The sequence below is a fragment of the Bifidobacterium callimiconis genome, from assembly GCF_003952005.1.
In the GTDB taxonomy this organism is placed as follows: Bacteria; Actinomycetota; Actinomycetes; order Actinomycetales; family Bifidobacteriaceae; genus Galliscardovia; species Galliscardovia callimiconis.
Map to the genome: position 1 here is coordinate 1 of NZ_QXGJ01000004.1, position 17,114 is coordinate 17,114.

Consider the following 17,114-nt stretch of genomic DNA (forward strand, 5'->3'; position numbering starts at 1 on the left):
GGGGTACGAAATCAACCGCAAGGTTGGATTTCATGAGTAGTTCACTACTTGTGGCTCCGTAGCTCAGTTGGTTAGAGCGCCGCCCTGTCACGGCGGAGGTCGCCGGTTCAAGTCCGGTCGGAGTCGCGAATGGCAAAGCCCGGTTTCGGCCGGGTTTTTCACTATTCATGGCTCTGTAGCTCAGTTGGTAGAGCGAACGACTGAAAATCGTTAGGTCAGCGGATCGATGCCGCTCGGAGCCACCAGATATCCCCGTCCGGGTTTCCGGCGGGGATTTTTTGTATGCGGGTGGCGTGTGGGTGCCGTCTGAGGTTTAGCTCTGGTAGCCCTCCCTCAGTCCGGCGGTGCCGGACAGCTCCCTCCCTGGGAGTGAGCACGAAGGATGGTTAGCGGTCAACTCCCCTCAGTCGGCTGCGCCGACAGCTCCCCTCATTCATGAGGGGAGCTGTCGGCACCGGGAGGCTTCTCAGAGCTGGGTTTCGACCCAGTCGACGATGTAGGGGGCCACTTCCTCGATCTGGTCGATGGCCACGTCGAATTCGCGCGGGCCACCGTACCACGGGTCAACCAGATCGATCTGATCCTCATGCCCGGGTTTGGGCGTCGGCAGGTTCGGATCGAAGCTGCGGTACATGTGCACCTCGCCACGCTTGCCGGCGGGCAGCTGACGCAGCAGGGAACGCATGTGCGACGCCGTCATGGGAAGGAACAGATCGGATTCCTCGATCTCATCGCGGGTGATGCGATGCGCGAAATGATGCGGGTCCACGGCATATCCACGCTCACGAAGCACCTTCTGGGCGCGCGGATCGATCGGATTGCCATGCTCCTCGCTGCTCACGCCACTGGACATCACGCGCACGCGGTCACCCAGTCCACGTTCCTCCACGAAATGCCGCAGAATGATCTCGGCCATGGGAGAACGGCAGATGTTGCCGGTGCACACGGTCATCACCGTGTAACGGTCATCGGGACGGTTGGATCGGGTCTCGGTCATGACTTCCTTTCGTATTCCACAAAGCGGTATCCGGCGATGCCGGTGTCCTTGGCGGGCTTCATCCATCCGGTCTCGCCGGCCACCTGCCACAGTCCGGCCTCCACCAGTTCATGCAGCGGCGGGGCGAACGTGTCGGCGGGGAATTCGGCGTCGATCTCGGTAATGAACGCCTTGTCGGCGAACGGCAGAGCCTCGCGGAAGATCTGTGCACCGCCGATCACCCACAACTCGTTACGTTCGATGCCGTCGTCGGGAATGGCCTCCTGACGGGCCAGATCCAAGGCGTCGTCGATGGAGCTGACCACGGTGGCGCCACGCGCGCGGTAATGATCGTCGTGCGAAATGACGATGTTGTCGCGATTCGGCAACGGACGGTACCGCTCCCCCAGCGACTCCCACGTACGGCGACCCATGATCACCGGATGCGAGATCGTCAGATCCTTGAAATGCTTCATATCCTCGGCGAGATGCCATGGCATGGTCCCCTCGAATCCGATCGCGCCGTCGCGACCGTCCGTGCTGCGGGACTGTGCCCAGATCAGATTGACGCGGATCGGGCGCAGACCGTCATCATGCAGGTCCTCGTTCTCCCAATCCTCATCGTAAAGCCCGGCAGAACCGGGCCTGGGTTCGTGATAGCCGCTACGACTACTGTCATGGTCCATCGAAAAACTCCTTCATACGCAAGTGGTTTTCATCCTAACGATGCGGCCAGACGGGGCGTATCACGACACACGAAAGACGGCATACGCCCCGTCGATCGGCCATATGTCAGACCGCCACGGGGGCCTTGATCGCTGGATGGTGGCGATAGTCCACGATCTCGAAGTCCTCGAACTCGTAGTCGAAGATCGACGCGGCCTTGCGGATGCGAATCTGCGGGTAGGGGTACGGTTCACGCCCCAACTGGGTGAGCACCTGCTCGATGTGGTTGTCGTACACGTGGCAGTCGCCGCCGGTCCATACGAACTCGCCCGGCTCGAGACCGGCCTGCTGGGCCATCATGAGCGTGAGCAGCGAATACGAGGCGATATTGAACGGCACGCCGAGGAACATGTCGCAGCTGCGCTGGTACAGCTGGCAGGACAGGCGGCCGTCGGCCACGTAGAACTGGAAGAGAGCGTGGCAGGGCGGCAGTGCCATGTTCTCCACTTCGGCCGGATTCCACGCGGAGACGATCATACGACGGGAATCGGGGTGGTGCTTGATGAGATCCATGACATTGGCGATCTGATCGATCGTATGGTTCGGGTCGTCCGGTGTGGGCGCGGGCCAGCTGCGCCACTGCACGCCGTAGACCGGACCGAGATTGCCGTCGGCGTCGGCCCATTCGTCCCAGATGTGCACGTTATGTTCCTGCAGCCAGCGTACGTTGCTGGATCCCTTGAGGAACCACAGCAGTTCGTAGGCCACACCCTTGAAGTACACGGTCTTGGTGGTGAGCAGCGGGAAGGAGTCCTTGAGATCGAATCGCATCTGCCGGCCGAACAAGGAGATCGTACCGGTTCCCGTACGGTCGGATTTGAGCGTGCCCTCGATGAGGATGGTACGTACCAGATCCTCGTACGGCATGGGGATGTCCGTTTCGGGCCGGGCGGGGATGCGTGCGCGGATGTCGTCGAGCTGTTCTTGAGTCAAAGCCATGAGACCCAGTGTAGCGACAGGGAAACATCTGGCGGAAACGTGGGATCCGCCACAATATGCATCCACTGGGAGAGTATATGGGAGCGCGGAACGTCGCCGTGGATTAGATTGGAGAGTGGAATGCCGGCAAGCCTGCCGGGCATGCCGGAATACAACGAATTCTTCGACAAGGAGGAATTATGGGCAAGCGCATTTGGGTGGAGCGGAACAAGGACGGTTCCTGGGACGCCTTTTCGGATGACGGTGCACACATCAAGTTCGGCAAGGACAAGGGCCAGTTCACTCCCGGCGACCTGATGAAGGTGGCGCTGGCCGGCTGTGCCGCGCTGAGCAGCCAGTTCGCCGTGGAGAGCGCCTGTGGTGAAGGCAAGGGCGCCAAGGTGGTTGTGGACGGTACGTACGACCAGTACCACGACGCCTACATCAACTTCACCGAGCAGATCACCGTGGACGCGGTGGACGCCGGCCTGAGCCCCGAGGATGTGGAGAAGCTCAAGGAGCGCATCCGCCGCCACGTGGACAAGGCCTGCACCGTGAAGCACACCTATGAGCAGGACACCCCCTGCCGCATGGACATCACGGTTCGCGCGTAGGCCATAGTTCCGTCATAGGTTCTCATGAAAAAGGCTCCCTCATCAGAGGGAGCCTTTTTTCGTAGGTTTCGTAAGGACTCAGGCCTTGTGCTCGGGGTCGATGGTGGCCTCGATGGCGTGTGCGGCCTCGGCGTCGGCGGTGGGCACGGAAACCTCCTGCACGCCACTGATGTCGTCGAGGGCCTTGGGCTTGACATCGGCCGGAGATGCGGGCACGGTGTCGAGACGGGACTCGGCGGCCTCCACGTACTTGCGCGGCACCACGTAGACGGGGCTCACGGAGTGCTGCAGCAGACCCTGGCTGGTGGAGCCGAGGATCAGGCCGGTGAATCCGCCACGACCGCGGGAACCCACGACCACCACGTCGCTGTTGTGGCTGGCCTCGGTCAGTGCGGTAACGGCCGAACCGGGCACCACGGACTTGGCGATGACCAGATCCGGGAAACGCTCCTGAATCGGGGCGATGCGCACGTCGAGATCCTCAAGGTACGATTCCATGATGCTGTTCGCCTCGGCGCCACCGGAGCCACCGGACGCGAACATGCCCATGCCGCCGAAGCTCGGCACGGCGCTCATCACCGTAAGCTTGGCGCCCCACTGGTGGGCGAATTCCGCGGCGATGTCGAGCGCCTTGAGACCCCACTTGGATTCGTCGGAGCCCACGACCACCGATGTGATGGTGTTGTTGAGGTGCATGAGGTTGCCGTCGTCGTCGGTGTAGGGCACGACCACGATCGGGCAGTAGGCATAGGCCGGCAAACTGGAGCTGGTGGTGCCCAGCAGGCGTTCGGCCAGACCTCCCTTGCCGCGGTTGCCGATGACGATGAGGTTGTAGTTGCGGGAGAGCTCTACGAACACGGAGCTCGGATCGCCGGTGACGATCAGCGTGGCGGCCTCCACGCCCTGCTCGTCGGCGATGGCCTTGGCCTTGGACAGGATTTCCTGGGCATCGGTGTGCGCCACATTGTCGTCGCCCATGGCGGTGTAGGTGGCGTCGAAGGAGACCGCGGCATAGCTCGGCAGTGAGTACGCGCAGACGATCTGCAGTGTCAGGCCGGCGTGCTTGGCGTAGTTCGCCGCCCACCACGTGGCCTTGTAGCTGGCATCCGAACCGTCCACACCTACAAGGATGGCCTTTTCGTTGACAGTCATGATGTACCTCCCCTTGTGTTCTGGGAAAGACCATGCGTCTGTGCATGGTTCCTACTTGTAAGGATAGCGTCTGAAACCACGAAACGCGGGAGGCGCCGACAGTGAACATGCTCGGCAGGGCCTGGTTCGCTTCGCTGCAAACGATCGTATTTTGGCGGTTTTTCAACCGAATACGACGATGCCCGCACCGGAAAATCCGATGCGGGCATTGCCTGGTAACGCGTGTCTCCGATGTCATCGGGCGACTTGCACGATGACGTTCCGCGCGATGACGACTACAGAATGCGGTAGTACTCGAAGGTGGCGTAGGACGCGGAGCTGACGATGGTGCCGGTGCTCGGCGTGGAGGCGTGGACCATCTGACCGCCGCCGATGTAGATGCCCACATGACCGGACTTCCACATCAGATCGCCGGGTTCGGGGTTGGTGACCTTGACGCCATGGGCCACGGCGTAGGCACGTTGGTCAGCGTCGGTGCGACCGATCTCCAGACCGAACTGACGGTAGACGTACGAGGTGAAGCCGGAGCAGTCCCAGCCGGACGGCGTGGTACCACCGTAGACATAGGGAACGCCCTGGAACTGCAGCGCGTAGGATACGACCGCGGCGCCCGACGTGCTGGTGGGTGCGGCGACAGCCGTGGCATTGGATGACGATGACGACGATGCGGATTCGCTGGTGGAAGACGATGCGGAGGTCGATTCGCGCTCGGTCGAGCGGCTGGCGGCCTGTTCACGCTCCTGCTGGGCCTGGGCCTCTGCCTCAGCTTGGGCCTTGGCGTCCTTTTCAGCCTGGGATTCGGTCTGGGGGACTTCGAGGCTTTCCACGCCGCCCCAACTGGAGTCGTGATCGACGGACGTGGCCGCGGATTCCTTGAGCAGCGATGCATATCGGGACTGCTGGCCCTTGAACGAACGGGATGATGTCACGACCTTGCCGCTATCGGCACTGGCCGTAGGGGCGAGAAACGCAGACATGGAGACCACCGCGCAAGCGGATATGAGAGTGGAGACGAACTTGACACCAATACGAGTTTTCATCATCAGAACATGACTATACCAAGCCCTGGTGAACGACCGAAAGCCCCCGTAACGAAAAAGCGCCCCGAAACGGGGCGCTTGTACACGCAAATCAGAGGCCGGATGACACGCCGGCCGCATTGGTCAGAGCACTCGACGGATCGAGTAGCCGCCGGTGAAGGCGACGCTGACCGGAGTGACGGCCGTGCCGACGCGGCTGTTCAGGGAGTTGACCACCTTGCCGTCGCCGATGTAAATGCCGGCGTGCACGCTGTTGGCGATGATGTCGCCGGGCTGGGCCTGGTCAAGGCTGGCCACCGCGGTACCGACCGTGGCCTGGGCACCGGAGGTACGGGGCAGGCTGACGCCGACCTGAGAGTAGACGTACTGCACGAAGCAGGAGCAATCCCACTGACGAGCGGCCACGTTGCAACCGCCGTAAGTGGCGTTGCCGACGAACTGCATGGCAAAGCTGATCACGGCGGAGGCACTGGTGCCGTTCACCGGGGTGACTGCGGCCGAGCTGGACGAGCTCGACGAAGACGAAGAAGAGGAGGACGTGGACGTCGACGTTCCGGCAGTGGTGCCGGTCTGCGACGTGCGCTCCGTGGATCGGCTGGCGGACTGCGCCTGTGCCTGAGCAGCGGCTTCAGCCTGAGCCTGCGCCTGGGCGGCTGCTGCTGCGGCAGCGGCCTCGGCATCCTTCTCCGCCTGGGACTTGGTCTGGGGAACATCGAGCGATTCGATGCCGCCGTAGCTGGAATCAGAATCCACGCTGGTGGCGGTGGACTCCTTCAGCAGTGCGGACGAACGGGACTGCTGTCCCTTGAAGGAACGGGACGACGTGACAACGCCGGCGTCGGCGGCGCTGGCCGCAGGCGCAACGAATGCAGACATGGAAGCGACCGCAAGAGCCGCGGCAAGAATGGAAATGGATTTACGTGCTTTCATCATTACCTCACTACCCTAACACTATGCGCCGAAAACGCTCAGAACGTTAACAGCGAGGAACAATATCGAACATTGCCGCCGATATCCGACGACAACGCCCGACCGTCGCTTATCGGCGACGTACAAGAGCGATGGTCCAGTACGGATCAGTAGTGGATGTACTGGAAGTCATGCACGTTGGAGAACGTGCGGGACATGGTCTGGCCGTTCAGCGAAGCACCGCACTCGGAGGTGACGACCGAACCGTCGGGATTGATCGACTCGACGATGGCCACATGACCATAGACGGCGCTGGAGCCTTCCTGGCCACGCTGGAACACCATGATGTCGCCCACGCGCGGGGTGTTGTCCACCCAGTAGCCGAGGGCGCGGGCGGAATCAGCCCATTCCGCGCCGTTGCCGAAGTAGGAGCCAACGGGCAGGCCAAGCTGCTGACGGCGCACGTAGGCCCACCACGTGCACTGCGAGAACGAGTAGGCGTTGCCGGTGTCGCCGGTGGCGTGGTTCGGATTGAAGTCGACGGGCAGATCGGCCGCATCGCGGTCCATGAGCTTGGCGACTTCGGGGTTGTCGGCCAGGGACTTCGACATCTGCGAGGTGTCGAGCGCATCGGATTCGGACGACAGGCTCCATGCGGCGGAGTCGTCGGCGCTCACACGGGCCTCGGAACGGGAGACCGTGGCGGAGGACACGTCGGCGTTGGTGTCACGCAACGTCGTCGTGGAGGACGAGGATTCGGTGGACTGCGTCGTCGCGACGGAGGCATCGGTGGTGTCGGTCACCAGCGAGGAGACCGCGTCGGACGCCGACGGAAGTCCTGCGGAGGACGCCGTGGACGCGTAGGCGAAGCTGCTGGCGGTGGCCGCGAGCAGGGCAAACGCCGAAGCGCTCAGGAACTGCTTCTTATGCGCCTTCTGGCGAGCCGCCTGACGAATGGCCCTACGAGTGGTGGGTGCACCCTCGTTGAGCATCTTGGCGACTTCAGGGACCACGGCAAGGGGTGAATTCGCATACACCACGGCCGAGGTATGCGCCGCTCGCCCCGGACGGGCAGGCCTATACACGCTTGCCGAACCGGTGCTCTGGGCATTGGCCTTATGAGCCGCATGTCTCATTGCAAATCACTCCTTGGATAACTTTTGTCCAACGTTGGATACTAACCGGTCTGAGTGACGGATACAAATCGAACTTACCGATCGGAAGGGTCAAACGTTTGATGCGCTTGACATTGGCGTACCTTTCTGCTATGTCATCAGCACTCGTCCATGACATCATCAGCACAATCGTTGGGAGATCAAAGGTTTTATCGTGCAATATCGCGCCATATCGTCAGGGAAAAGTCCATCATTCCCCCGGATGATTTCCGCAAATCCCACGGAAACGCGCAGCATGAATCAAAATGTCCACTTTCTCACATTATGAGAAAATATGGTGGTCTGGGTACGCTGGGCCCCATGATCGATGCCGTGAAAATTCCCATGTCCATGCTGCCCGAAGACGGCCGGTTCGGCTGCGGGCCCAGCAAAATCCGCCACAAGCAGGTCAAGGCGCTCACCGAAGCCGGCTACAATCTGCTCGGCACCTCGCACCGTCAGGCCCCCGTCAAGCACGTGGTCGCCTCCATCCGCGAAGGGCTGGCCGACTACTTCTCCATTCCCGAAGGCTGGCAGGTGGCCCTCGGCAACGGCGGAGCCAGCGCCTTCTGGGAGATGGCCTGCGCCTCACTGATCTCCCGTCGGGCCGCGTTCGGCGTCTACGGCTCGTTCAGCGGCAAATTCGCCGCCAGCGCCGCAAAGGCCCCCTTCCTCGAAGAGCCCGTAGTATATAAGGCCGAATACGGCTCCTGCGCCATCCCCCAGTACACCGACGACGTGGATGCCTACTGCTGGGCACAGAACGAAACCTCCACCGGCGTGATGGCACCCGTGCAGCGCGTGCCCGGCAGCGTGGAGCAGGGTGCGCTCACCCTCATCGACGCCACCAGCGGCGCCGGAGGCCTGCCCATCGACATCAGCCAGACCGACGCCTACTACTTCTCTCCGCAGAAGGTGTTCGGCTCCGACGGTGGACTGTGGTTCGCCATCCTCTCCCCCGATGCCGTCAAGCGAGCCGAGGACGTGGAGAAGAGCGCCGAACTCGAGGGCGCCCGTCGCTGGGTGCCGCCGTTCCTGTCCCTCACCCAGGCGCTCGCCAACTCCCGCAAGGATCAGACGCTCAACACCCCGGCCATCGGCACGCTGGTGCTCATGGACGAGCAGGTGCGCTGGCTCAACGAGCACGGCGGACTGAACTGGGCGCAGGCCCGTTGCGCCAAGTCGGCGAACATCCTGTACACGTGGGCGGAGAAGTCCGACTACGCCGCCCCGTTCGTCACCGACGCCTCGCTGCGCTCCAACGTTGTGGTGACCATCGACCTGGATGACTCGATCAAGGCGTCCGCCGTGGTGTCGGCGCTGCGCGACAACGGCATCGTGGACACCTCCGGATACCGCAAGCTCGGCCGCAACCAGTTGCGTATCGGCGTGTTCCCGTCCGTCAAGCCCAGTGACGTGGAGGCGCTCACCTACTGCATCGACTACGTGGTGGAGCATCTGCAGTAGCGCAGTCACGGAATGGTCGTGCGGCACCATCGACATGACGTCACATGACCATTCCTATATATCTATTCCCATATAGTCATGGCGTTCATATCGCTGTAGATATGGAATCAGATGAGGTCAGAGACCGGTGGAGGCCAGAAGATAGGCCCCGCCGGTCTTTGCGTTCCCGCCATTGCGCCGTGCGGTGATGACGATCGACCCGTCGGCGGCCGGAACGAAAACGGCGTCACCCTGCCGCAGCACGACCGTCCCCGTTCCGCCCGAACACCGCAGTTCGCCGGACAGGCAGACCAGCATACGAGGCCGGGACGCGCACTCGGGAGGCGGCACGATCCCCGCGGTCTCATGGAACGCATGCGCATCCAGCGGAGCGTCCGCATACGCTCCAGACACATGGCCGAGCTTGAGCGCGAACTCGTCGAGTCCGGGACGATACACCACGCCGTCGACCCCGGCGAAACACTCCGGCCGCCGAACCGGCTCCGGCATCGGACGAAGATTGCGCAGCGCGTTCGGCACGTCACGATACTTCACCGTAAGTCCCGCGCGCAGCACGTTATCGGAGTTCGTCATGATCTCCGCGCCCACGCCCCGTATATAGGCATGCGGCGTCCCCGGAGTGATGAACGCACCCTCCCCCGGCCGCAACCGTACGGGATTCATCATCAGCAGCGCCAGCACGGTCGGGTCATCGGGAAACGATCGCGCGGCATCGACCGCATTGTCGAACATCAGACGAACGACGTCGTCCATGAACGACGGAGACGCCGCAACGCCGGCCGAACACGCGGCGCCGTCGCGCATGCGCCCCGCCGTCAGACGCCGGTCAAGCCGTTCCCGAGCTGCGGTGAGCAACGCCAGCCAGTCCGTCGACTTCCCCGCATCGCGATCGGACGCCACCGCCACCCAGAACGCGCGGAACACGCTCCGCGCAGGCGCACTCCATGACACGGCGGCGTCCGGCATACGGGAATCCGCCTCACGCGCATCATCCGCAGCCGGCGACGCGTCGGCCTTCCCCTCCAGCATCCACACCATCAGGCAGGCACGGTCATGATCCACCAACCGCAACGCGGCGATCTGCATGGCGATCGGCGCGAACCCGATCGACGCACGAAAATCGTCCAGAGCCACCACCATCTCCGACTTGCCATGGACGTCGCGGAACGACCGTTCGCGTGCATCAAGCGGGACCCCGGCGGCGTTCTCCCTGTGAAAACCGGCACGGGCCTCGAAATCCAAAGGATGCACCTGCAACGACAACGGAGTGCGCACGGCGATCACCTTGAGCAGATACGGCAGCATCGGCCCCCAACGATGGGACGCCACCACGCCGAGCATCCGATCAGGATCGTCGCGGATCATATCGTCAAGCGGCGCCTCCACACCACGGATATCCACCGTGGACGGCGACTGCGGATGCCCGCCATACCAAAGCTCCGCCAACGGTCCGAGCACCCCACGCATCGCCGGAACCAACGACTGCAGACGGTCGCACGAACCCCACGCATACCGTTTCGGCACCGGTCGAATCGGAATCATACGTCCCCCTTCCGGCATACGAACACACGCATGCGCACTGCCGACGACGTTCCCGCGCACTCACCCAAGGTTACCCAACCCATGGCCGAAGACAACCCCCGGCTGTAAGGTGTTCCCTATGAAATTGGCACCCATTCTCGATCCAGGCGCTCGCAAGCCCGGCCCCAAGCCCGCACAGGTGGATCTGCACAGGGTGTTTTTCATCGGCACGACGCTGTGGCTGATCGCGGGAATCATCTGTCTGATTTTGGTATTGCTGGGCAAACACGCGACCGGTGCGCTCATCGTATGCGTGGCCGGCATGATCATTGGCGTGCTGCTGCTGATTTGGGAGCACTTCAACCGGTGGTACTACCGGCGGTTGGGGAATCAGAAGTAGGTTTTTGCCGGGAGGCTTTGTTCTCGGTCTTCGGGGTTGGAGCCCTCCCTCAGTCCGCCTTTTGGCGGACAGCTCCCTCCCTCGGAGGGAGCACGAAAAACAATATGGCACGCTCCCAATGAGGAAGCACGACGGTTCGGGAATCAGTCGGCCAGGGGAAGGGAGAAGGTGAAGGTACTGCCCTGTCGGGGGGCGCTCCACACCGAAACCGATCCATGATGGGTAAGGGCCACGTGCTTGACGATCGCCAGACCCAGACCCACGCCGTCGCCGGTACGCGACGACTGGTTGGAGCCGCGATAGAACCGCTCGAAGATACGCGGCTGCTCCTCACGGGGGATGCCGCATCCCTGATCGACCACGCGAACCAGCGCATGCTTGCCGTCCTTGGCTCTGGACACGGCGATGCCCACGGCCTTGTGTTCCGGAGAGTATTCGATGGCGTTCTCGATGAGTTTGCCCAATGCGCCTTGCAGCTGCTCGCTTTCCGCATGTACCATGATGTCGTCCGCGCCGTTGACGATCACGCGCACGTTGCTCGTTCTGGCAAGCGGAGCCATGCAGTCCGCGGCCGTGCGTACCTGATCGAGCAGGTTCACCAGATTGTCCTGATTCGGCACCACCTTGGACTGCGCCTTGATCAGCAGGAGCAGATCGTCGACCAGATGACTCAGATGACTGGCATAGTTACGCACTCTCGAGGCCTCGACGAGGATTTGGCTGACGTCCACGTCGTCCTCTTCCAGATCCTCTCCCAGGGTCTCCAACGCACGGGTGGGTTTGAGCAGCTGTTCGGTCACGTTCGCCACGAAGTCCTCACGCACCTGGGCAAACCGATGCTCCTCGCTCACATCGTTGATGATCACCAGCGTCTTCGTCTCGCTGATCTGTCCGACGGTGACCTTCAGCCAGTTGGGACGGGTGAATACCACCATGCCATCACCGGTCACCTGCTGCTGCACGGAGGCTGCACCATCGACACCGTCATCGCCGAACCGGTATTCGCTCGCAAATCGATCGGGTGTCTGCGTCACGAGTTCGCATGACCGTTTGCCTCCCGACTCGCGAACGCTGTGCACTGCCTGCAGGATATGGTCGTTCACCAGGCATTCGTCGTTCACGATGCCGAGACGGTAGGTGTCGGTACTGGCCTGCAGCACCTCATCATTCTCGTCCACCACCACCGTGAGGCCGGGGATGACGGACAGCATACGCACGGTCTCGAAATCGAGTTCGTCGTCGTCATCGTCGTCGTCATCGTTGCGTTTACGGGAGCGACGGAAGCCGATACTGGCCCGCCAGTGCGCGATCGCATCGGTGTTTATATACTGGGAAAGGAACGGATACGCCCAGTTGTACAACTTGGAAATCAGAGCCACGATCGCGATGAGCAACATCACGCAGAAGATCACGAAGATCACCATCGATACGATCTGGGCGTTTTGCGTAGTCATGTCACCATTGTCGCACGATGTGAGGCATCATGTCGGAACATCGAACGGCTTGTAACGGGCATTGCGGCCCGCCGCAAGGTGAAGTCAAGGTGAACATGACGGTGAACACTCAGACAACTCGCGGTTTACACCGTGCGGCAACGAAGTCATTCCGGTGTTCATCGCCTAGAATGGGAAAAGGTTTGCAATCGGAAAATTGCAACGGAAATGGAAAGGCAAAGAGAAATGCGCGTAATCTTCACCGAGGAGATGAAGCAGGTAGCCGACGACCTCGATCGCATGGCACAGGAAGTGCGTACTGCGATTCTCGGTGCCGGCAAGGCTCTGCTCGAATCTGATGTCGAAGTCGCCCAGAACGTCATCGATGGCGATCTGGAGATCGACGCCCTGGAAACCAGCGTAATCAACCAGTGCGTGCAGCTGCTGGCCCGTCAGAACCCCGTCGCCACCGATCTTCGCGTCGTGGTGTCCACGCTGCGTCTGGCCTCCACCTTCGAGCGCATGGGAGATCTGGCTCGTCACGTGGCCGAGATCGCCCGCCGCACCTACCCGGAGTCCGCACTGACCCCGGAAACCCGCGAGGTGTTCGCCAAGATGCAGCAGTTCCTTGACGAGACCACCGAAGAGCTCATCCACGTGCTCTCCAACCGCGACGTCAAGGCTGCCGAGCAGCTGATCATCAACGACGACAAGCTCGACGCCCTGCACCTGCAGATCTTCGACATCGTCAACAGCGACCAGTGGACCGGCACCACGCAGCAGACCATCGACGTGGTGCTGCTGGGCCGCTTCTACGAGCGCTTCGGCGACCACGCCGTGTCCGCCGCCCGTCGTCTGGTCTACATCGTTTCCGGCTTCGACCCTACCAAGGCTCCGCAGACCAAGGCCGATTCTTCTGACAAGGATCCGTACCTGTCTGCCCCGGAGAAGTAGTCTGACTGCTGATTCGTCTGGACGGTGGGTTTCCGCTTCGCTGCGGGAACCCACCGTTTTGTTATATGCCACCTTTCGGCACTCCTTCGGCACTCTTTGACAGCTGCGGCGTTGCGTCGGCGTGACCGTATGCACGAAAAAAGGAGGACCTTCCGCCATCTTGACGGAAGGTCCTCCTTGAACGATTAGCGATTAGCGGACCAAAGTCCGTTCAATCACTTGCCCTGGTTGGCAACGGCGGCGGCGCCGGCAGCGGCGGCCTCCGGATCCAGGTACTCGCCACGCGGCTTGATCGGCTTGAAGTTCTCGTCAAGCTCGTACACCAGCGGGATGGCGGTGGGGATGTTCACCTTGGCGATCTCCTCTTCGCTCAGGTCGTCAAGCATCTTGACGATGGCGCGGAGGCTGTTGCCGTGAGCGGCGATCAGCACGGTCTTGCCGGACTTGAGCTCGGGGATGATCTCGGACTCCCAGTACGGGGTCACGCGGGCCACGACGTTGGCCAGGGCCTCGGTCTCGGGGACCGGATCGCCGGCGTAGCGCGGGTCGTTGTTCTGCGAGTACTCGTCGTTCGGATCGATCTCCGGCGGCGGGGTGGCGTAGGAACGACGCCAGAGCATGAACTTCTCGTCACCGTACTCCTGACGGATCTCGGACTTGTTCTTGCCCTGCAAGGCGCCGTAGTGACGCTCGTTCAGGTGCCAGCTGCGCTTGACCGGGATCCACAGACGATCGGCGGCATCCAGCGCGATGTTGGCGGTGTTGATGGCGCGACGCAGCAGGGAGGTGAACACGATGTCCGGAAGGACGTTCTTCTCCTTGAGCAGTTCGCCGCCACGCTTGGCCTCGGCTTCGCCCTGCTCGGTCAGCGGGACGTCCACCCAGCCGGTGAACTGATTGGTCTTGTTCCATGCGCTCTGTCCGTGACGGAGCAGTACTAGTTTGTAAGTCATACGGCACAGTCTATGCCAATCTTGCGACGAAAACCATGGCAAAACCCTCACGATTCCATAACGGACAGGTAAACATTCGGCATGTTTTCCCATCGGTGCGGAAACGCACGATGTCACTGGATGAAGACGATGCCGAAACCACTCCCCGCGGCGAACACACCGATGGCGAAGATTGCCGCGAACACCAGACACTGTTTGCCGGCAAGCCCCAGTGCCGAGAGGAAGTCACGACGGGAGACGGCCTTGACCAACATGGTCTGCATCAGCGCGGCAGCCCCCGCCCACACGACCAGTCCGCCGCCGAAACCGACCATCAGCATCAGCGCGGTGGCGATGAGCCAGTTCATGGAACAGCACACGACGAGCGCGTTCCGCGACCCCTTTCTGCCCAGCCGCACCGCCAAGGTCCGTTTGCCGTGAACGCGATCGTCGTCGATGTCACGAAGATTGTTGACCATAAGTATCATCACGGCGTTGAGTCCGGCACAGACGGCGGCGAGTATGCCGATGGCGTCGATGCCGTACAGGCCACGCCAGAATCCGTTCAACGACCATACGTGGGACTCGGTCGGACCGGCGAACTCAAACGCCATCGCGCCGGGGACGCCGAATCCGTTGAAGGTCTGGCAGATGGCGAATTCCGTGCCCAGCGTGGCCACCAGACCGAAGAAGACGAACACGAAAAGTTCTCCGAAACCCGCGTATCCGTACGGATGCCGACCTCCGGTGTAAAACCAGCCGGCGATCAGACAAAGCGCACCGACCGCGATCAACCAGTATTGTCGACTGACGATGGCGACGCCCAGTCCGCACAGGCACGCCGACAGCGCCGCGATACCGGCGGCGGCAAGCACATGTTTCGGAGCGACCAGACCGGAAGCCGTGATGCGCTGCGGCTTGCCGGTGCGCGTTTCGGACGCGCCGCGATGCGCGTCGGTGCCGCGAACACCGTCGGAGTAGTCGTTGGCGAAATTCACGGCGATCTGCAGAAACAGGGCCACTCCCATGCAGAGCAGGCTCACGCCGAGAAACCTCGGCATGGCGCCGTCGATGGCGTACCAAGGAATGGCTGACGGCACCGAACCAGGCCTGTGCATGCCCCATCCGTCCGAGCGAGTGAATACGCTCCACGCCGAGGCGGCACCGGCAAGCACCGGCGCGATCGAGGCGGGGAGGGTTTTCGGACGCATTCCCTGAATCCATAAGCCCAACGTCATGATTTCAGGTGTAACAGGAGGGGGTGCCCAAGTGAGGGTTGCCGATCCCTGAAGGTGGCACTCCCCTCAAGTCCGGCTATGCCGGACAGCTCCCCTCAGGGAGGGGAGTCTGAATATGGAAACACCCGCCTTGGATGCTCTTGCGACAAGAAACCAAGGCGGGTGAGGGTCGTATGCCCCGGATCCCCTCTCTGAGGGGAGCGAACAGCCCGACGCGAGCCGAATCAGCGGGTGGTGCCGTAGGACTTGAAGAACGCGCCCATGATGGCGATGTACAGCACGCCGATGGACATGACCAGAATCGCGCCGAGCTGCATGCCCATGGCATCGGAGGCCAGACCCATGAGCGGCGGGAAGATTGCGCCGCCGATCAGACCGATCATCATCAGGCCGGAGACCTCGTTCTGACGCTCGGGCAGGTGCAGCAGACCGGTGGTCAGCATGATCGAGAACACGTTCGCGTTGCCCATGCCCACGCAGGCCAGACCGATGTAGGCCAGCCACGTCGGCATGCCGGTCAGACCGGAGAACAGCAGGAAGCACACGGCGGAGGCGACCATCAGCGCGCCGCACACGCGCAGCATCGCCTTGCGGCTGAACTTCTGCAACAGCACGGAGCCGGACAGGCAGCCGAGCGTACGGAACGCGAAGTACACGCTGGTGGCGCCGCCGGCGGCTTCCAGACCAAGATCGGAATGCTCCATGAGGATCTTCGGCGCGGTGGCGTTGATGCCGACGTCCACGCCCACATGGCAGACGATGCCGATGAAGCACAGCAGGATGACGGGGTTCTTCAGCAGGGCGAAGCAGCCGGCGATGCTGGTGTGGCCGGTGTCGGGGGCGTTCTCCTTGATCTCGTCGAAGCTCAGCATGATGAATGCGAGCACGGCCACCACGAGGTAGATCGGGTACAGCAGCCACCACTTGCCGAACGTGACGGCAGCCCAGCCGGCGATCAGCGGGGCAATGAACGAGGCGATGGCCTTGACGAACTGGCCGAAGGTGAGCATGCCGGCGAGCTTCTCATCGTGCGCGAGGTTGCCGACGAGCGGGTTGAGCGACACCTGCATGAACGTGTTGCCGATGCCGAGCAGGCAGAACGAGACGACGATGAACGCGAGCTGCGCGCCCTTGGCGGGAATCAAGTAGCCGATGATCGGCAGCAGGCAGCCGAGCGCGGTGATGCCGATGCTCACAAGTACGGTGTGACGGCGGCCGATGCGGTTCATGAGCATGCCGGCCGGAACCGACAGCACCAAGAACCAGAAGAACACCATGGTGGTGAAGATGTTGCTCACCGAGTCGGACAGGCCGAAGTCGGACTGCACATAGTTCGATGCGGTGCCGACCAGATCGACGAAGCCCATCACGAAGAACGACATCATGACGGGGATCAGGACGGCGAAAGGCGCGTTGCCGAGCTTGTCGGCGGCCTGTGCGGAAGTCTCCTCCACTTCCGTGGTCTTTGCGCTGCTCATCGTAGTTTTCCTCTCCGTATCCGTTCCGGAGGAACGGTCATCTTTCCAAAACGACTGCCATGCATGGCCGTCGATATGCGCGACGATGGCTCCGCGGATCGAAAGTATGTGGGATTCTTCGATGAGATCACGAAGTAACGTCGTTAAACAATTGAGAGAGTTTATTGATAGAACGTTCAAAAAAGCAAATCGACACGCAAAT

At 61.9% G+C, this 17,114-nt stretch carries 16 protein-coding genes and 2 tRNA genes; 6 read left to right on the top strand and 12 right to left on the bottom strand.

Annotated features, from left to right (window positions below; translation table 11 throughout):
* Window positions 1-52 precede the first annotated feature (52 nt).
* Both D2E23_RS04690 and D2E23_RS04695 read left to right on the top strand, forming a co-directional pair.
* A tRNA-Asp gene (locus D2E23_RS04690) sits at window positions 53-126 on the top strand.
* Window positions 127-169: 43 nt separating this feature from the next.
* A tRNA-Phe gene (locus D2E23_RS04695) sits at window positions 170-245 on the top strand.
* Between the two features lie 221 nt (window positions 246-466).
* Here D2E23_RS04695 and D2E23_RS04700 read toward each other — a convergent pair.
* The 3 genes from D2E23_RS04700 to D2E23_RS04710 all read right to left on the bottom strand — a co-directional run bounded on the left by D2E23_RS04700 (window position 467) and on the right by D2E23_RS04710 (window position 2,641).
* The gene (locus D2E23_RS04700; RefSeq protein ID WP_126029853.1) at window positions 467-997 is read right to left on the bottom strand and encodes a low molecular weight protein-tyrosine-phosphatase; all 531 of its coding nucleotides are present in this window, start codon (window positions 995-997) and stop codon (window positions 467-469) included.
* On the bottom strand, window positions 994-1,662 hold the full coding sequence (locus tag D2E23_RS04705) for a dihydrofolate reductase (RefSeq protein ID WP_126029854.1): 669 nt from the start codon (window positions 1,660-1,662) through the stop codon (window positions 994-996). Before D2E23_RS04705 ends, D2E23_RS04700 begins: the two co-directional genes overlap by 4 nt.
* A gap of 106 nt (window positions 1,663-1,768) precedes the next feature.
* Complete coding sequence (locus D2E23_RS04710; protein WP_126029855.1) at window positions 1,769-2,641, bottom strand: thymidylate synthase; 873 nt, start codon at window positions 2,639-2,641, stop codon at window positions 1,769-1,771.
* Window positions 2,642-2,820: 179 nt separating this feature from the next.
* Between D2E23_RS04710 and D2E23_RS04715 the strand changes: the two genes are divergently transcribed.
* Window positions 2,821-3,234, top strand: a complete 414-nt coding sequence (locus D2E23_RS04715; RefSeq protein ID WP_126029856.1) for an OsmC family protein — start codon at window positions 2,821-2,823, stop codon at window positions 3,232-3,234.
* Window positions 3,235-3,312: 78 nt separating this feature from the next.
* Here the strand turns inward: D2E23_RS04715 and D2E23_RS04720 are convergent, their stop codons facing one another.
* The 4 genes from D2E23_RS04720 to D2E23_RS04735 all read right to left on the bottom strand — a co-directional run bounded on the left by D2E23_RS04720 (window position 3,313) and on the right by D2E23_RS04735 (window position 7,471).
* The gene (locus D2E23_RS04720; RefSeq protein ID WP_126029857.1) at window positions 3,313-4,386 is read right to left on the bottom strand and encodes a universal stress protein; all 1,074 of its coding nucleotides are present in this window, start codon (window positions 4,384-4,386) and stop codon (window positions 3,313-3,315) included.
* 275 nt (window positions 4,387-4,661) lie between these two features.
* Entirely contained in the window at window positions 4,662-5,363 is a 702-nt protein-coding gene (locus D2E23_RS04725) for a C40 family peptidase (RefSeq protein WP_240541641.1), read from the bottom strand.
* A 186-nt stretch (window positions 5,364-5,549) separates the two neighbouring features.
* A complete protein-coding gene (locus D2E23_RS04730; protein WP_126030003.1) occupies window positions 5,550-6,356 on the bottom strand; it encodes a C40 family peptidase in 807 nt (268 codons plus the stop codon).
* A 146-nt stretch (window positions 6,357-6,502) separates the two neighbouring features.
* Window positions 6,503-7,471, bottom strand: coding sequence for a CHAP domain-containing protein (locus tag D2E23_RS04735; protein ID WP_126029858.1), 969 nt, complete (start codon window positions 7,469-7,471; stop codon window positions 6,503-6,505).
* Between the two features lie 339 nt (window positions 7,472-7,810).
* On the opposite strand from D2E23_RS04735, the gene serC reads away from it, so the two are divergent.
* Window positions 7,811-8,956 carry a phosphoserine transaminase gene (gene serC / locus D2E23_RS04740; RefSeq protein ID WP_126030004.1) on the top strand — a complete coding sequence of 382 codons (1,146 nt, stop codon included), beginning with the start codon at window positions 7,811-7,813 and terminating at the stop codon, window positions 8,954-8,956.
* Window positions 8,957-9,073: 117 nt separating this feature from the next.
* Here serC and manA read toward each other — a convergent pair whose 3' ends face one another.
* Window positions 9,074-10,498, bottom strand: coding sequence for a mannose-6-phosphate isomerase, class I (gene manA / locus D2E23_RS04745; RefSeq protein WP_164520681.1), 1,425 nt, complete (start codon window positions 10,496-10,498; stop codon window positions 9,074-9,076).
* Window positions 10,499-10,616: 118 nt separating this feature from the next.
* Here manA and D2E23_RS04750 point away from each other — a divergent pair, with 118 nt between their 5' ends.
* Window positions 10,617-10,877, top strand: coding sequence for a DUF2530 domain-containing protein (locus D2E23_RS04750; protein ID WP_126029860.1), 261 nt, complete (start codon window positions 10,617-10,619; stop codon window positions 10,875-10,877).
* A gap of 143 nt (window positions 10,878-11,020) precedes the next feature.
* Here D2E23_RS04750 and D2E23_RS04755 read toward each other — a convergent pair whose 3' ends face one another.
* On the bottom strand, window positions 11,021-12,331 hold the full coding sequence (locus D2E23_RS04755; RefSeq protein WP_241227217.1) for a sensor histidine kinase: 1,311 nt from the start codon (window positions 12,329-12,331) through the stop codon (window positions 11,021-11,023).
* Between the two features lie 225 nt (window positions 12,332-12,556).
* Between D2E23_RS04755 and phoU the strand changes: the two genes are divergently transcribed.
* On the top strand, window positions 12,557-13,264 hold the full coding sequence (gene phoU / locus D2E23_RS04760; protein ID WP_126029861.1) for a phosphate signaling complex protein PhoU: 708 nt from the start codon (window positions 12,557-12,559) through the stop codon (window positions 13,262-13,264).
* Window positions 13,265-13,479: 215 nt separating this feature from the next.
* Here phoU and D2E23_RS04765 read toward each other — a convergent pair whose 3' ends face one another.
* The 3 genes from D2E23_RS04765 to D2E23_RS04775 all read right to left on the bottom strand — a co-directional run bounded on the left by D2E23_RS04765 (window position 13,480) and on the right by D2E23_RS04775 (window position 17,092).
* Window positions 13,480-14,217 (bottom strand): phosphoglyceromutase, encoded by a 738-nt coding sequence (locus tag D2E23_RS04765; RefSeq protein WP_093960194.1) that lies wholly within the window; start codon window positions 14,215-14,217, stop codon window positions 13,480-13,482.
* A 113-nt stretch (window positions 14,218-14,330) separates the two neighbouring features.
* Window positions 14,331-15,314, bottom strand: a complete 984-nt coding sequence (menA, locus tag D2E23_RS04770) for a 1,4-dihydroxy-2-naphthoate octaprenyltransferase (RefSeq protein ID WP_420897293.1) — start codon at window positions 15,312-15,314, stop codon at window positions 14,331-14,333.
* Window positions 15,315-15,658: 344 nt separating this feature from the next.
* Window positions 15,659-17,092, bottom strand: coding sequence for an MFS transporter (locus D2E23_RS04775; protein WP_277596255.1), 1,434 nt, complete (start codon window positions 17,090-17,092; stop codon window positions 15,659-15,661).
* Window positions 17,093-17,114: the final 22 nt, after the last annotated feature.

Bases quoted from the DNA above. Each gene is read 5' to 3' on its own strand.
- D2E23_RS04700 (WP_126029853.1), bottom strand. From the start codon at position 997: ATGACCGAGACCCGATCCAACCGTCCCGATGACCGTTACACGGTGATG.
- D2E23_RS04705 (WP_126029854.1), bottom strand. From the start codon at position 1,662: ATGGACCATGACAGTAGTCGTAGCGGCTATCACGAACCCAGGCCCGGT.
- D2E23_RS04710 (WP_126029855.1), bottom strand. From the start codon at position 2,641: ATGGCTTTGACTCAAGAACAGCTCGACGACATCCGCGCACGCATCCCC.
- D2E23_RS04715 (WP_126029856.1), top strand. From the start codon at position 2,821: ATGGGCAAGCGCATTTGGGTGGAGCGGAACAAGGACGGTTCCTGGGAC.
- D2E23_RS04720 (WP_126029857.1), bottom strand. From the start codon at position 4,386: ATGACTGTCAACGAAAAGGCCATCCTTGTAGGTGTGGACGGTTCGGAT.
- D2E23_RS04725 (WP_240541641.1), bottom strand. From the start codon at position 5,363: ATGTCTGCGTTTCTCGCCCCTACGGCCAGTGCCGATAGCGGCAAGGTC.
- D2E23_RS04730 (WP_126030003.1), bottom strand. From the start codon at position 6,356: ATGAAAGCACGTAAATCCATTTCCATTCTTGCCGCGGCTCTTGCGGTC.
- D2E23_RS04735 (WP_126029858.1), bottom strand. From the start codon at position 7,471: ATGAGACATGCGGCTCATAAGGCCAATGCCCAGAGCACCGGTTCGGCA.
- serC (WP_126030004.1), top strand. From the start codon at position 7,811: ATGATCGATGCCGTGAAAATTCCCATGTCCATGCTGCCCGAAGACGGC.
- manA (WP_164520681.1), bottom strand. From the start codon at position 10,498: ATGATTCCGATTCGACCGGTGCCGAAACGGTATGCGTGGGGTTCGTGC.
- D2E23_RS04750 (WP_126029860.1), top strand. From the start codon at position 10,617: ATGAAATTGGCACCCATTCTCGATCCAGGCGCTCGCAAGCCCGGCCCC.
- D2E23_RS04755 (WP_241227217.1), bottom strand. From the start codon at position 12,331: ATGACTACGCAAAACGCCCAGATCGTATCGATGGTGATCTTCGTGATC.
- phoU (WP_126029861.1), top strand. From the start codon at position 12,557: ATGCGCGTAATCTTCACCGAGGAGATGAAGCAGGTAGCCGACGACCTC.
- D2E23_RS04765 (WP_093960194.1), bottom strand. From the start codon at position 14,217: ATGACTTACAAACTAGTACTGCTCCGTCACGGACAGAGCGCATGGAAC.
- menA (WP_420897293.1), bottom strand. From the start codon at position 15,314: ATGCACAGGCCTGGTTCGGTGCCGTCAGCCATTCCTTGGTACGCCATC.